The following is a 14257-nucleotide window of genomic DNA, read 5'->3' on the forward strand; positions in this document are numbered from 1 at the left end:
TGAGATGAGCCACGGTGATAACAGCTCTCGTCATTCCGGGGCGGCTCGAAGAGCCGAACTACGGCGCGCAATTGCGCGCCTGAGAATCTCGAGGTTCCGGGTCTGGTCCTCCGGACCATCCCGGAACGACGGCAGTCGAGCGCGGGGCCGGGGCCATCCCCTTCTCTCAGCCCTTGCACTCACCTTCATCCTCACCATCCTCGGCCTCGTCGGCTGGGTCTACTCGCTCGGTCCGCTGCCGCTTGACGAGGCCCGGAAAGTCTCGACCACCATCGTCGATCGCAACGGCAAGCTGCTGCGTGCCTATGCGATGGCGGATGGCCGCTGGCGCCTGCCGGTCGATGCCAGTTCCAACGTCGACCCGACCTATCTGAAACTGCTGCTGGCCTACGAAGACCAGCGCTTCTACGCCCATGACGGCATCGACCCGCTGGCGCTGGGGCGTGCCGCCTTGCAGCTTGCGACGCGCGGCCACATCGTCTCGGGCGGCTCGACGATCAGCATGCAGCTTGCCCGCCTGATGGAGCCGCGGCGGCAGCGCTCGCTCTATGCAAAACTGCGGCAGATGGTGCGCGCGCTCGAAATCGAGCGCAGCATGAACAAGGAGCAGATTCTCGATCTCTATCTCGCGCTGGCGCCTTATGGCGGCAATCTCGAAGGCATCCGCGCCGCCTCGATCGGCTATCTCGGCAAGGAGCCGAAGCGCCTGTCACTGGCCGAGGCCGCACTGCTGGTCGCGCTGCCGCAATCGCCGGAAACGCGCCGGCTCGACCGCCATCCCGAAGCCGCGCGCAAGGCGCGCGACCGCGTGCTCGACCGCATGGTCGAGGAGCAAGTGGTCAGCGACGACGACGCAAGGCAGGCCAAGACCGTGCCCGTGCCAAAACTGCGCAAACCGATGCCGATCCTGGCGCCGCACGCTTCCGACACCGCGCTCTCGACGGTCAAGGACACGCCGGTCATCAAGCTGACGCTGGACGCGAACTTGCAGAAAGTGCTGGAGCCTCTGGCGCGCGACCGCGCCCTTGCGCTCGGGCCGAACATCTCCGTCGGCATCATCATGGTCGACAATGAGAGCGGGGACGTGCTCGCCCGCGTGGGTTCAGCCGATTATTTCGACGAGAGCCGGGCAGGGCAGGTCGACATGACCCGCGCGATCCGCTCGCCGGGCTCGACGCTGAAACCCTTCATCTACGGGCTCGCCTTCGAGGACGGCTTCGTTCATCCGGAAAGCCTGATCGACGATCGTCCCGTCCGCTTCGGCTCCTACGCCCCCGAGAATTTCGACATGACTTTCCAGGGCACGGTGCCGGTGAGGAAGGCGCTGCAACTGTCGCTGAACGTCCCGGCGATCGTGCTGCTCGACCGCGTCGGCTCCAGCCGGCTGGCCTCGCGGCTGCGGCAGGCCGGCGGCAATCTCGTGCTGCCCAAGGACGAAGCGCCCGGGCTTGCCATGGGGCTCGGCGGCGTCGGCGTGACGCTGCAGGATCTCGCCCAACTCTACACCGGCTTCGCCCGCCTCGGCACCGCCAAGCCACTGCGCGAGATCATGGCGGACAGGGACGACCGCGAACCGCTCCGGCTGCTGGATCAGGTCGCGGCCTGGCAGGTCGGCAACGTGCTCTTGGGCACGCCGCCTCCGGAGAACGCCGCTCACAACCGCATCGCCTTCAAGACCGGCACCTCCTACGGCTATCGCGACGCGTGGTCGGTCGGGTTCGACGGCCGGATGACCATCGGCGTCTGGGTCGGCCGGCCCGATGGCGCGCCGGTCCCTGGCCTGATCGGGCGCGTCGCCGCTGCGCCGATCCTGTTCGACGCCTTCGCCCGCACCGGCAAGACGCTGGCCCCGTTACCGAAGCCGCCGAGGGGAACCCTGGTTGCCAGCAATGCCAAGCTGCCGTTGCCGCTGAAGCGGTTCCGCCCGGTGGGGGAACTGGTGCGGACCGGCCGCGAGCAGGCGCTGCACATCCAGTTTCCGCTGAACGGCTCGCGGATCGATGTCGATCGCTCCGGAGGGCAGGAGAGCGCAGCGATGCCGGTCAAGGTTGCCGGCGGCGTTCTGCCCATGACCGTCATGGTTAACGGCACGGCACTCGGCGAGATCGACGGCCGCCGCCAGCGCCTGATCGATCCGCCAGGTCCCGGCTTTGCGCGGCTCACGGTGATCGATGCCACGGGCGCCGCGGACACAGTCGTCATTCGAATTCAATGAGCCCGGCTTAAGCGGTTGTGGCGATGGCGGTTTCAGCGTAAGCGGAACCAATGGCCGAGACCTACCCCAGCCCTCGTTTTGGAGCTCCCCGCGAGTCGAAATCGCCTGCAAATCCAGGCAGCGGGCTCGTGCGCATGCTCGATGTCGTCACGGCCAGCCATGCGCGCGCGGTCGGCTTCCTCGTGCTCTGCGCGCTGTTGCTGTTCCTGCCGGGATTCTTCACCATCCCGCCGATCGATCGCGACGAGGCGCGGTTCGCCCAGGCCACTAAGCAGATGGTCGAGAGCGGCGATTACGTCGACATCCGCTTTCAGGAGGACGTCCGCTACAAGAAGCCGGTCGGCATCTACTGGTTGCAGTCGGCGGCGGTTGAGGCGGCATCGGCACTCAAGCTGCCGAAGGCCGAATTGCGCATCTGGGTCTACCGGCTGCCGTCGCTGCTGGGGGCGATCGGCGCAGTGCTCATGACCTATTGGGCCGCCCTCGGCTTCGTCACGCGGCGCGCCGCGGTGCTGGCGGCGCTGATGATGTGCGCTTCGGTGCTGCTCGGCGTCGAGGCACGGCTCGCCAAGACCGACGCGATGCTGCTGCTTTGCGTGGTCGCGGCGATGGGGGCGATGGCGCGGGCCTATCTGTCCTGGCAGCGCGCCGAGGACGAGACGCATCCGCCCTGGAGCTGGCCCGCGATCTTCTGGACCGCGCTCGCCGTCGGCATCCTGATCAAGGGTCCGCTGATCCTGATGTTCGCAGGACTGACCATCGTTGCGCTCGCGATCCAGGACCGCGATGCCTCCTGGCTGTGGCGGCTGCGCCCGGTCTGGGGCCTGATGTGGATGCTCGTGCTGGTGTTGCCCTGGTTCGTCGCGATCTTCTGGCGCGCGGGCGAAACGTTCTTCGCCGATTCCGTCGGCGGCGACATGCTGAGCAAAATCGGCGCCCAGGAATCCCATGGCGCGCCGCCCGGCCTGTACCTGGCGCTGTTCTGGATCACGTTCTGGCCGGGCGCGCCGCTCGCGGCGATGGCGGCGCCCGCGGTCTGGCGGGCCCGGCGTGAGCCCGGCGCGCAGTTTCTGCTGGCCTGGCTGATCCCATCCTGGATCGTGTTCGAGGCTGTGCTGACGAAGCTGCCGCATTACGTGCTGCCGCTCTATCCGGCGATCGCCATTCTCACCGCGGGCGCGGTGGAGCGGCGCGTGCTGTCGCGCTCCTGGCTGATGCGCGGTTCAGCCTGGTGGTTCGCGATCCCCGCGGCCGCCTCGATCATCGCGGTGGTCGGCGCGGTGATGCTGACCCGGCAGCCGGCCTTCGTGGCCTGGCCGTTCATCGCGGCGTCGCTGATCTTCGGCCTGTTCGCCTGGTGGCTCTACGACAACAATCGCGCCGAGCGCTCGCTGCTCAACGCGCTGGTCGCGGCCCTGATGCTGGCGGTGATCGTGTACGGCATCGTGCTGCCGTCGTTGACGCCGCTGTTTCCGAGCATCGAGGTCGCGCGCGCGCTCCGCAATGTCACCTGCGTCGGGCCGAAGGCTGCTGCTGCCGGTTATCACGAGCCGAGCCTGGTCTTCCTGACGGGCACGCAGACGCTGCTGACCGACGGCTCGGGAGCCGCGGACTTTCTGCGGCAAGGCAGCTGTCGCTTCGCGCTGATCGAGCAGCGCTCGGAGCGCAGCTTCGTGCAGCGCGCCGAAGCGATCGGATTGCGCTACAAGGTCGGGACGCGCATCGACGGCTATAATTTCTCGCAAGGCCGCGCGATCTCGATCTCGATCTTCCGGTCGGAAGGCACCGAATAGGATGCCGGCCCCGACCAGCAGCGCGCCGCGTCCGTCCTATCCCGCGCAATTGCTCGCTGTGTCCCGGCAGGCGCTGGCGCAGCTGGTTCGCACGCCCTCGCATTCGCGCCGCGCAGAGGCCGCGCGAAAACTGGCTCGGCATTCACTGTGGCTCAGCGCAGCGGGCGCGGCTCTGGTCATCGTTCTGATGGTCGCGTTCGACCAGACCGAGATCCAGCTGATGCCGGCGCGCGGCACGCCGGGACTGTGGCCGATCCGCATCCTCACCGATTTCGGCAAGGACGAGTATCTGTTGTCGGTGCTGGGGGCTACGCTGGTGGTTCTGGCGTTCGTTGCGGCGGGGCTGCATGGGACGCGCCGCGCGCTGCTGCTGGGACTCGGCACACGGCTGCAGTTTGTGTTTCTGTCGATTGCCGTCTCGGCATTCGTCGCCGAGATCCTGAAATATCTCTTCGGCCGCGGCCGTCCGTTCGTCGGCGGCAAGGCCAATCCCTTCAACTTCGTGCCGTTCGAGGGGACCGGGGCCTATGCCAGCCTGCCGTCGGGCCATGCAGTGGCGGCGTTCGCCCTGGCGTTTGCTGTGTCAGCATTGTGGCCGCGGCTGCGCGTTTTCATGTTCACTTACGCAATCGTGATCCTGCTGACGCGGCTGGTGCTGGTCGCGCATCACCCGAGCGACGTCGTGGCCGGTGCCCTGGTCGGCACGGTCGGCGCCATGGCAGTCCGCTACTGGTTCGCGGCCCGAAGGCTGGGCTTTGCCATCCGCACCGACGGCACCATCGTGCCTCTTGCGGGGGCGGTCTCGGGCCGCCTCAAAAGGGTTGCCCACGGGGCATCCGCCCCATAAAAGCGGCTGCCTGCCGGAGGCGCCGGTTCCCCGGGCAGTCCCATTCCAACCACGAGCCTCGATTTGTCGTCGTCCCAGCCCTCGGTTTCCCAGCCTTCGGTTTCCATCGTCGTTCCCGTGCGCAACGAAGCCGACAACATCGCTCCGCTGATTGCGGAGATCGGTGCGGCGCTCGACGGCCGCTGGGCCTATGAGATCATCTACGTCAACGACGGCTCGACCGATGCGACCGGCGAACGGCTCGCGACGCTCATGGCGCAGCGGGACAATCTGCGCCAGCTCCGCCACGCCAGATCAGGCGGCCAATCCGCCGCCGTGCGCAGCGGCGTCCGCGCGGCGCGCGGGGGGATCGTGGCAACGCTCGACGGCGACGGCCAAAATAATCCGGCCTTCCTGCCCGACCTGATCTCGGCGGTCGAGAAGGGAGCAGGGCGCGTCGGCCTCGCTGCGGGACAGCGCGTCGGACGCAAGGATACCGGCTTCAAGAAATTCCAGTCGCGCGTGGCCAACGGCGTCCGCAACGCCATCCTGAAGGACGGCACGCGGGATACCGGCTGCGGGTTGAAGGCATTCCGGCGCGAGGTCTTCCTGATGATGCCCTATTTCGACGGGCTGCATCGCTTCCTGCCGGCGCTGGTCCGCCGCGAAGGCTACGAGATCGCCTATGTCGACGTGATCGACCGGCCGCGCCATTCCGGCGTGTCGAACTACGGTTTCTTCGATCGGCTGTGGGTCGGCATCATGGATCTCGCCGGGGTGTGGTGGCTGATCCGCCGCAAGAAGCCGACACCAGATGTGACTGAGGTGAACGCATGATCATCCAATACGGTCAGGCGCTGAGCAACTATCTCTACGACGTCTTCGTCGCCAAGTTCGATTTCTGGCTGGCATTCGGCCTGGTCGCGCAGCTGTTCTTCACGGCGCGCTTCCTGGTGCAGTGGATCGCGAGCGAGCGCGCTGGCAACAGCGTGGTGCCGATGGCGTTCTGGTTCTGCTCGATGGGCGGCGGGCTGATGACGCTGGTCTATGGCGTCGTGAAGCGCGAGCCGGTGATCATCCTCGGACAATCGCTCGCGACCATCATCTATATCCGCAACATCATGCTGATCGTGAAGAACCGCGGCCGCGCTTCGAAGACGCTGGATCGCTGAGCGCTAGCGCGTACGGAAGTGCGCTCCCTCTCCCGCTTGCGGGAGAGGGTTGGGGAGAGGGTGTCTCCGCAATGGGACAATCCCCTAGAGGAGAAAGGCCCTCTCCCGGCGCGCGGGACGATGCTTCGCATCGCCCGGGCCGCGCCGACCTCTCCCGCAAGCGGGAGAGGTGAACGAGCCGCGGCGATTGATTCAACCTAAAGCCATTCCGCTCTAGCGCGGCAACGCCGACGCCGCGCCCGACGCGGGCAGGGCGGCTGTCTCCGCCTCGGTCCTGCGATAGGGCTCACCGGCCGCGTCGAGCACGGGATAGGCGACCGAGCAGATGTGCGAGTGGATGCGCCTGAGGTCGCGCAGCACGTCGAGATGCAGCGACGTCGTTTCGATGGTCTCGGGCCGGCCCTCGCGCAAGCGGTCGAGATGCCTTTCGACCGCCGCAAGCTCGGTGTTGCGCAGCGCGGTTTTCTCCACCAGCAGCTTGCGCGCCTCGTTGGCGTCGCTCGACATGAAGACACCGAACGCGATCCGCAGCGAGTCCATCGTGCGCTTGTGGAAGGCGGCGAGCTCGTCGGCCCCTTCCGCCGAGAACTGGAAGCGCCGCTTGATCTTCTTGGTGGCGAGTTCGCTCAGGCTCTTGTCGATGATGTCGCCGATATGTTCGAGGTTGATGGCGAAGGAGATGATCTCCATCGCGCGCCGTCCTTCGCTCTCGTCGAGGCTGCCCCGCATCAACTTGGTCACGTAGAGCTTGATCGCCTCGTCGAGACCGTCGACGAAATTGTCCATCTTGGAGACCTGGTCGACCAGCGCACGGTCGCCTGTCATCATCGCGGCCATCACCTTGCGCAGCATGACCTCGACGAGATCGCCCATGCGCAAGGTCTCGCGGGCGGCGTCGGCGAGCGCCAGCGATGGCGTCTCCAGCGCGGTCTCGTCCAGATAGCGCGGTCGGGCGGGGTCGGCCTCCCGCACGCGATCCGGCAGGAGGCGGGTGAGCAGGCGCGACATGGTATCGAGCAGGCCGATGAAGATAATGGCCGTGCCGACATTGAACGCGATGTGGAATGCCGCGGTCATCCTGGCGAGATCGGGCTGCCAGGCGTGCATGTGCTCGGCGATCGCGCCCAGGAAGGGCAGGACGAGGGCAATCCCGATCACGCGGTTGACGAGATTGCCGACCGGCAGGCGATAGCTCGCGGGATCGTCACGCTTGGCACCCTCGAAGACGGGATTGATGGCGCTGCCGAGATTGGCCCCGAGCACCAGTGCAAGGGCCGCATCGGGCGTGATGAACTGCGAATAGGCCAGCGACATGATCAGCAGCACGCTGGCAACGCTCGAATGCACCGCCCAGGTGACGAGGGCCGCGATGACGATGCACAGGACCGGATCGCCCGTGATGGCGGACATCACGACGCGGACGCCGGGTGCGTTCTCCGCCGGTGCCAGCGTGTCGAGCAGGATGTGCAGCGAAAGCAGCATCAGGCCGAGGCCGATCCAGACGCGGCCGATGTCCTTGATCCGCGAGCGCGGGCCCGAGCGGAAGGCGACGAGCCCGAGCACGAACAGCACGGGTGCGACGGCCGCGATGTTGAACGACAGCACCTGCACGATCAGTGTCGTGCCGACATTGGCCCCGAGCATGATGGCGAGCGCAGCGGCGAGGCTGACGAGGCCTTCGGCGGCGAATGAAGAGGTGATCAGGGCAGTCGCCGTGCTGCTCTGGAGCAGCGCGGTGAGCCCGAGTCCGGCGGCGAAGGCGCTGACGCGGTTGCTCAGCGCCTTGCCGAGCAGGCGCCTGAGGTCGGGACCGAAGGCGCGCAGGATCCCGCTGTGGACCATGTGCAGGCCCCACAACAACAGCGCAACGCCGCCCATGAGATCGAGCAGAACCAACGTTCCCATGCTCCGTGTCCGGATTGGAGTCGATTGGTGAGGCTAGCGCCAAATGCTTGAGGTTCAAACCATTTGTTGGCGCATCGGCGTTAACGTTTACGAGTGCGTCACGTTCCCGCGGCGCGCGTTGCGCGTCCGCCGGCGCGCGATGCCCTGTCCTCAGGCGCGATAACTTGTGAGCAGGCTCACATTGCCGCTTTGAGGGCAGCGAAGCCGCGATCGAGATCGGCCTTGAGATCGTCGACGCTTTCGAGACCGATGTGCAGACGCAGGGTAGGGCCGCCCGGCGCCCACTTGGTCGCGGTGCGATAGGCGTCGCAGTCGAATGGAATCGCGAGGCTCTCGAAGCCGCCCCAGGAGAAGCCCATGCCGAATAGTGTGAGCGTGTTGAGCATGGTATCGACCGCCTTCTGCGGCGCCGGCTTCAGGACGATGCTGAACAGGCCCGAGGCGCCAGTGAAGTCGCGCTTCCAGATGGCGTGACCGGGATCGGTCTCCAAGCCCGGATGCAGGACGCGCGCGACCTCGGGCCGGCCAGCCAGCCAGCGCGCCATGTCGAGCCCGGAGCGATGATGCTGCGCCAGCCGCACCGACAGCGTGCGCAGGCCACGCAGCGCGAGGAAGACGTCGTCGGGACCGGCGCAGACGCCGAGCAGGCGGATGCCCTCGGCGACCATCGGCCAGGCCTTGGCATTGGCCGAGATGGTGCCGAACATGATGTCGGAATGGCCGCCGATATATTTGGTGGCGGCCTGCATGCTGATATCGACGCCCTGCTCGAGCGAGCGGTGATAGAGCGGGGTTGCCCAGGTGTTGTCGTCGATGACGAGCGCATCGCGCGCATGTGCGACCTCGGCAATGGCGCGGATGTCGGGCATCTCGAACGATTGCGAGCCCGGCGCCTCCACCAGCACCGCGCGGGTGTTCGGCTTGAACAGCTTTTCAATGCCGGCGCCGATCATCGGGTCGAAATAGGTGGTCTCGACGCCATAGCGCACGAGCATGCCGTTGCAGAAATTGCGCGAGGGCCGATAGACGTTGTCGCAGACCAGGAGATGGTCCCCGGTCTTCAGCACCGAGAGCAGGGTGGTGGAGATCGCCGACAGGCCCGACGGCACGATGCCGACGCCGGCGCATTGCGGCCCCTCCAGCGCCATCAGCGTCTCCTGGAACGCCTTGCTAGTGGGGGAACCGTGGCGGCCATAGGTGAACTCGCCGCGATGGGCGTGCAGGTCCTCGGCGGTCGGGTAGAGCACGGTCGAGCCGTGAAAGACCGGCGGATTGACGAACCCCTTCTGCGCCTTGGTGTCGCGGCCGGAGGTGACCAGCCGGGTCTCGGCGTGCTGCTCTTGGGGGTGCGAGGAATCCATGCGTCTGCTTTCAAAACCGCGTTTCCGCTCGGGCCTAGCGCCTGACGGGCTGGCCGAAAGGCCGCTGTCGTTAATAACAGAACACAGAAGAGTCCCGTCAACCCCTTGACCCGGCACGCCAGTCGTTCTGAGATGCGCGGGTGCTATTCAGTCGCCGCATGTTGAGGGGCCTGCCGCGACCTTCGATCCATCGCCTGACCGGACTTTGCGTCACAGCCATGATGGCGGGCGCCTGCGGCGGGGATTAAGGTATTGGCCTCCCGGGATCGGCGGGTGTTCGGCAAGGTTTTCCAGCATGACTCTTGCAGGGCTGGTCTTGATACGCCTGGCCCCGGCAGGGATGATCCTGAGACAACATTCCTTGAGACGACTTTGAAAGGCCCAAAGCCCATGAAACGCGTAACCCTGGCTCTCACCCTTGCTCTCGCCGCCGGCCTCTCTGCCCAAGTCGCCGATGCGCAAACGCTCAAGACCATCAAGGATCGGGGCATGTTGTCCTGCGGCGTCAGCCAGGGCCTGCCGGGATTCTCCTCGCCCGACGACAAGGGCAACTGGACCGGCCTCGACGTCGACCTTTGCCGGGCGATCGCCGGGGCGATCTTCAACGATGCGACCAAGGTCAAATATGTGCCGCTGTCCGCCAAGGACCGCTTCACCGCGCTGCAATCCGGTGAAATCGACCTGCTCTCGCGCAACACCACCTGGACCATCTCGCGTGATACCTCGCTCGGCGCCAACTTCACCGGCGTGACCTACTACGACGGGCAGGGCTTCATGGTGAAGAAGTCGCTCAAGGTGAATTCGGCGCTCGAGCTCAACAGCGCCTCGGTCTGCGTGCAGACCGGCACTACCACCGAGCAGAATCTCGCCGATTACTTCAAGGCCAACAACATGAAGTATGAGGTGATCGCGTTCGGCACCAACGACGAAACCGTCAAGGCCTATGAAGCCGGGCGCTGCGACGTCTTCACCACCGACCAGTCGGGTCTCTACGCCAATCGCCTGAAGCTCGCCAATCCCAACGAACACATGGTGCTCCCCGAGATCATCTCGAAGGAGCCGCTCGGCCCGATGGTGCGCCACGGCGACGACCAGTGGTTCGACATCGTGAAGTGGACCCTGTTCGCGATGATCACCGCCGAAGAGCTTGGCGTGACCTCTAAGAACGTCGACGAGAAAGCGAAGCTGGAAAATCCCGAGTTGAAGCGCGTGCTCGGCACCGACGGCAATTTCGGCGAACAGCTCGGACTGACCAAGGACTGGGTGGTGCGGGTCGTGAAGGCGGTCGGCAATTACGGCGAAGTGTTCGATCGCAATGTCGGCGCGGGCTCGCCCCTCGCCATCAACCGCGGTCTCAACAATCTCTGGAACAAGGGCGGTCTCCAGTACGCGCCGCCGATCCGCTGATCGCCTCTGACCCGCTGGCAGCGGCATGAGCACCGAGGCCCGACAACCGCCGCCCCAGATCGCGCTGAAGATCCGGCGCATTCTGGGCGGCAAGGCAGGCTGGAACGGCGTCGTCGTCCAGTTTGCCTTCGCGGCGATCCTGGGCTGGATCGGCTACGAGATCGTCTCCAACGCCCGCGCCAACCTCGAGAACCAGCACATCGCCGCTGGCTTCGGCTTCTTGCGGAACAATGCCGGCTTCGACGTCAACCAGACCCTGATCCCCTACACCGGCTCGGACACTTTCCTGCGCGTTTTCGTGGTCGGTCTCCTCAACACACTCGTGGTCTCGGTGGTGGGCATCGTCTTCGCCACGTTGATCGGCTTCATCGTCGCGCTGTGCCGGCTGTCGCCCAATTGGCTGTTGTCGCGCGTCGGCGAGATCTATGTCGAGATCATCCGCAACCTGCCGCTGCTGTTCCAGATCCTGTTCTGGTACCTCGCGGTGCTCGCGGCCTTGCCCAATCCGCGGCAGAGCATCTCGCTGTTCGGCATTGCCTTCATCAGCAATCGCGGACTCGTCATTCCCAGTCCGATCGGCCAGAGCGGCCTCGAGCCGTTCCTGGCGATGCTGGCGCTGGGCATCGTCGCGGCACTGGTCTTGCGCTTCTATGCCCGGCGCGCATTGTTTCAGGAAGGGCGGATGATCCGGATCTGGCCCTATGTGCTGGGTCTGCTGTTCGGGCTGCCGCTCGCCGCGATGCTGGTGTTCGGTCGGCCATTCACTTTCGAGCTGCCGCAGCTGAAGGGTTTCAATTTCGCCGGCGGCTCGCGCATCATTCCGGAGTTCGTGGCGCTGACGCTGGCGCTGTCGACCTATACCGCCGCCTTCATCGCCGAGATCGTGCGCGCTGGCATCCTGTCCGTCCACAAGGGACAGATGGAGGCGGGGTTCTCGCTCGGCCTCAGCCGCGGCACAACGCTCCGGCTGATCGTGGTGCCGCAGGCCATGCGTGTCATCGTGCCGCCGCTGACCAACCAGTACCTCAATCTCACCAAGAACTCGTCGCTGGCGGTCGCGATCGGCTATCCTGACCTCGTCTCCGTGTTCGCCGGCACGTCGCTGAGCCAGACCGGGCAGGCGATCGAGATCATTGCCATGACCATGGGCATCTATCTCCTGATCTCGCTGCTCACCAGCGCCGTCATGAGCGTCTACGGTTGGCGCGTCAGCCGGAGTCTGGGCGCATGAGCGATATCGCCTCGAGCAGCTTCGTCCGCCAGGACCTCCTCACCGAGCGTCCTGCGCCGGTGAAGACCACGGGCTTTGTCGGGCTGATGCGGACGCGTCTGTTCAACTCGCCGACCAACATCCTGCTCACGATCGTTGGCGCCTTGCTGCTGTGGTTCACCATCGTTCCCTCCGTCAGGTTCCTGATGGTCGATGCGGTGTGGAGCGGCAAGGACCGCACGGCATGCCTCACGGAGAACGCCGGCTTTGCCGTCGGCGCCTGCTGGCCCTACATCCAGGCCAAGCTGCCGCAACTGATCTACGGCTTCTATCCCGAGGCCGAGCGCTGGCGCGTCAATCTCACATTCGTCCTAGCGGTGGTCCTGCTGGTGCCGATGCTCGTTCCCCGGCTGCCGGCAAAGGGCCTGAATGCCGGCGTGTTCTTCTTCGCCTTTCCCGTGGTCGCCTTCTTCCTGCTGCACGGCGGCGGCATCAAGGGCTTTGGCCTGAGCTGGACGGCTGACCTGCTGCAGCTGTTCGACGAGAGTATCGTCAATGCCGGACAGGCCCTGCTCACTCTCAGCAAGACGTCGGCCGTCGCACCGCTCTTCTGGATTGTCGGCAATTTCATCGTGCTGGTCGGCACGGCGATTTATTGGCTGATCTTTCCGCTGACCTGGCTGCGTGACCAGCTCCTGGGAACGGGCCAATCGGTCTGGACCGATTTCGCCATCACGGCTGCGATCGTCTCCCTGATCGCGTTTGTCCTCGGCGGAGGCGTTCGCACCGGCGGGCGGGCTCTCGCATCGAGCGTCGCCACCTTCATCGCCATCGCCATCGTCATCAAGCTGATGGGGCTCGATCACGGCGGATTGCCCGTTGTGGCAACAAATCTGTGGGGCGGCCTTCTGGTGACGCTGGTGGTCTCCGTCACCGGCATCGTCACCTCGCTGCCGATCGGCATCGCGCTGGCGCTCGGCCGCCGCTCCACCATTCCGCTGATCCGGATCTTCTCGATCGCCTTCATCGAGTTCTGGCGCGGCGTGCCTCTGATCACCGTGCTGTTCTTCGCCACCTACATGCTGCCGCTGTTCCTGCCCGGCAATTTCACCGTCGACGGCCTGGTGCGCGCGCTGATCGGCATCGCGCTGTTCACAGGCGCCTACCAGGCCGAGAACGTCCGCGGCGGGCTCGCTGCGATCCCGCGCGGGCAGGGCGAGGCGGCCGCAGCCCTGGGCCTGTCCTGGTGGAAGACGACCTCGCTGATCGTGCTGCCGCAGGCGCTGCGTCACGTCATTCCGAACCTCGTCAACAGCTTCATCTCGCTGTTCAAGGACACCTCGCTGGTCTCGATCGTGGCGCTGTTCGATCTGTTGGGCTCGCTCCGGGCCTCGTTCTCGGATCCGAAATGGTCGACGCCCTCGACCGCGTTCACCGGCTTCGCCTTCGCCGGGATCATCTACTTCATCTTCTGCTTCGGAATGTCGCGCTATTCGCTGTTCGTCGAGCATCGTCTCAATGCCCACCGCCGCAACTGATCGAGCTCATCATGGCTGACCCCATCGTCAAGATTTCCGGCCTCAACAAATGGTACGGCGACTTTCACGTGCTGCGCGACATCGACCTCGCGGTCCGGAAGGGCGAGCGCATCGTGATCTGCGGGCCCTCGGGCTCCGGCAAGTCGACCTTGATCCGCTGCATCAACGCGCTCGAGGAATTCCAGGAGGGCGAGATCGTCGTCGACGGCATCGAGCTCGGTCCCAACCTCAAGCATATCGACGCGGTGCGCCGCGAAGTCGGCATGGTGTTCCAGAGCTTCAATCTGTTCCCGCACCTGACCGTGCTGGACAATTGCACGCTGGCGCCGATCTGGGTGCGCAACATCCCGAAGAAGGACGCCGAGGAGACCGCGATGAAGTTCCTGGAGCGGGTCAAGATCCCGCACCAGGCCAACAAGTTTCCGGGGCAGATGTCCGGCGGCCAGCAGCAGCGGGTCGCGATCGCGCGGGCCCTGACGATGAACCCGAAGGTCATGCTGTTCGACGAGCCCACCTCGGCGCTCGACCCCGAGATGGTCAAGGAGGTGCTGGACACCATGGTGGACCTCGCCGGGGAGGGCATGACCATGCTGGTGGTCACCCACGAAATGGGCTTTGCCCGCGAGGTCGCCAACCGCGTGGTGTTCATGGACGCCGGCCAGATCATCGAGGCCAACACCCCGAATGAGTTCTTTGCGGCGCCTCAGCACGCCCGTACAAAGCTGTTCCTGAGCCAGATCCTGCGGTGACCACCCGCAATCGGGTGGCCTCGCCGATCTGAGCGACCCGCCAGCTTGGCACCATCCGAATCAGCTTTGCATCTTTTCGGC

General features: G+C 65.5%; 11 protein-coding genes. 9 read left to right on the forward strand and 2 right to left on the reverse strand.

What is annotated here, in order from left to right; translation table 11 throughout:
- Positions 1-4: 4 nt before the first annotated feature.
- From pbpC to IVB26_RS20580, 5 genes are all read left to right on the forward strand, one after another.
- Entirely contained in the window at positions 5-2215 is a 2211-nt protein-coding gene (pbpC, locus tag IVB26_RS20560) for a penicillin-binding protein 1C (protein ID WP_247967158.1), read from the forward strand.
- Positions 2216-2265: 50 nt separating this feature from the next.
- Positions 2266-4008, forward strand: coding sequence for an ArnT family glycosyltransferase (locus tag IVB26_RS20565; RefSeq protein WP_247967159.1), 1743 nt, complete (start codon positions 2266-2268; stop codon positions 4006-4008).
- Between the two features lies 1 nt (position 4009).
- On the forward strand, positions 4010-4855 hold the full coding sequence (locus IVB26_RS20570; RefSeq protein WP_247967160.1) for a phosphatase PAP2 family protein: 846 nt from the start codon (positions 4010-4012) through the stop codon (positions 4853-4855).
- 63 nt (positions 4856-4918) lie between these two features.
- Complete coding sequence (locus IVB26_RS20575; RefSeq protein WP_247967161.1) at positions 4919-5671, forward strand: glycosyltransferase family 2 protein; 753 nt, start codon at positions 4919-4921, stop codon at positions 5669-5671.
- Positions 5668-6006 carry a lipid-A-disaccharide synthase N-terminal domain-containing protein gene (locus IVB26_RS20580; RefSeq protein ID WP_246921735.1) on the forward strand — a complete coding sequence of 113 codons (339 nt, stop codon included), beginning with the start codon at positions 5668-5670 and terminating at the stop codon, positions 6004-6006. The genes IVB26_RS20575 and IVB26_RS20580 overlap by 4 nt, the downstream gene beginning before the upstream one ends.
- 213 nt (positions 6007-6219) lie before the next feature.
- On the opposite strand, the gene IVB26_RS20585 is transcribed toward IVB26_RS20580, so the two are convergent.
- Complete coding sequence (locus tag IVB26_RS20585; RefSeq protein WP_247967162.1) at positions 6220-7911, reverse strand: Na/Pi cotransporter family protein; 1692 nt, start codon at positions 7909-7911, stop codon at positions 6220-6222.
- Between the two features lie 176 nt (positions 7912-8087).
- A complete protein-coding gene (gene metC / locus IVB26_RS20590; RefSeq protein ID WP_247967163.1) occupies positions 8088-9272 on the reverse strand; it encodes a cystathionine beta-lyase in 1185 nt (394 codons plus the stop codon).
- A gap of 390 nt (positions 9273-9662) precedes the next feature.
- Here metC and IVB26_RS20595 point away from each other — a divergent pair, with 390 nt between their 5' ends.
- The 4 genes from IVB26_RS20595 to IVB26_RS20610 are packed head-to-tail and all read left to right on the forward strand — an operon-like array spanning position 9663 to position 14176.
- Complete coding sequence (locus tag IVB26_RS20595; RefSeq protein ID WP_247967164.1) at positions 9663-10679, forward strand: amino acid ABC transporter substrate-binding protein; 1017 nt, start codon at positions 9663-9665, stop codon at positions 10677-10679.
- Between the two features lie 25 nt (positions 10680-10704).
- Positions 10705-11910: an amino acid ABC transporter permease gene (locus IVB26_RS20600; RefSeq protein ID WP_247967165.1), complete on the forward strand. Its 1206-nt coding sequence runs from the start codon at positions 10705-10707 to the stop codon at positions 11908-11910.
- On the forward strand, positions 11907-13427 hold the full coding sequence (locus IVB26_RS20605; protein ID WP_247967166.1) for an amino acid ABC transporter permease: 1521 nt from the start codon (positions 11907-11909) through the stop codon (positions 13425-13427). Before IVB26_RS20600 ends, IVB26_RS20605 begins: the two co-directional genes overlap by 4 nt.
- Positions 13428-13438: 11 nt before the next feature.
- Positions 13439-14176 (forward strand): amino acid ABC transporter ATP-binding protein, encoded by a 738-nt coding sequence (locus tag IVB26_RS20610; protein WP_247967167.1) that lies wholly within the window; start codon positions 13439-13441, stop codon positions 14174-14176.
- The last annotated feature ends 81 nt before the right edge of the window (positions 14177-14257 follow it).

It is taken from the genome of Bradyrhizobium sp. 195 (assembly GCF_023101665.1).
Taxonomy (GTDB): domain Bacteria; phylum Pseudomonadota; class Alphaproteobacteria; order Rhizobiales; family Xanthobacteraceae; genus Bradyrhizobium.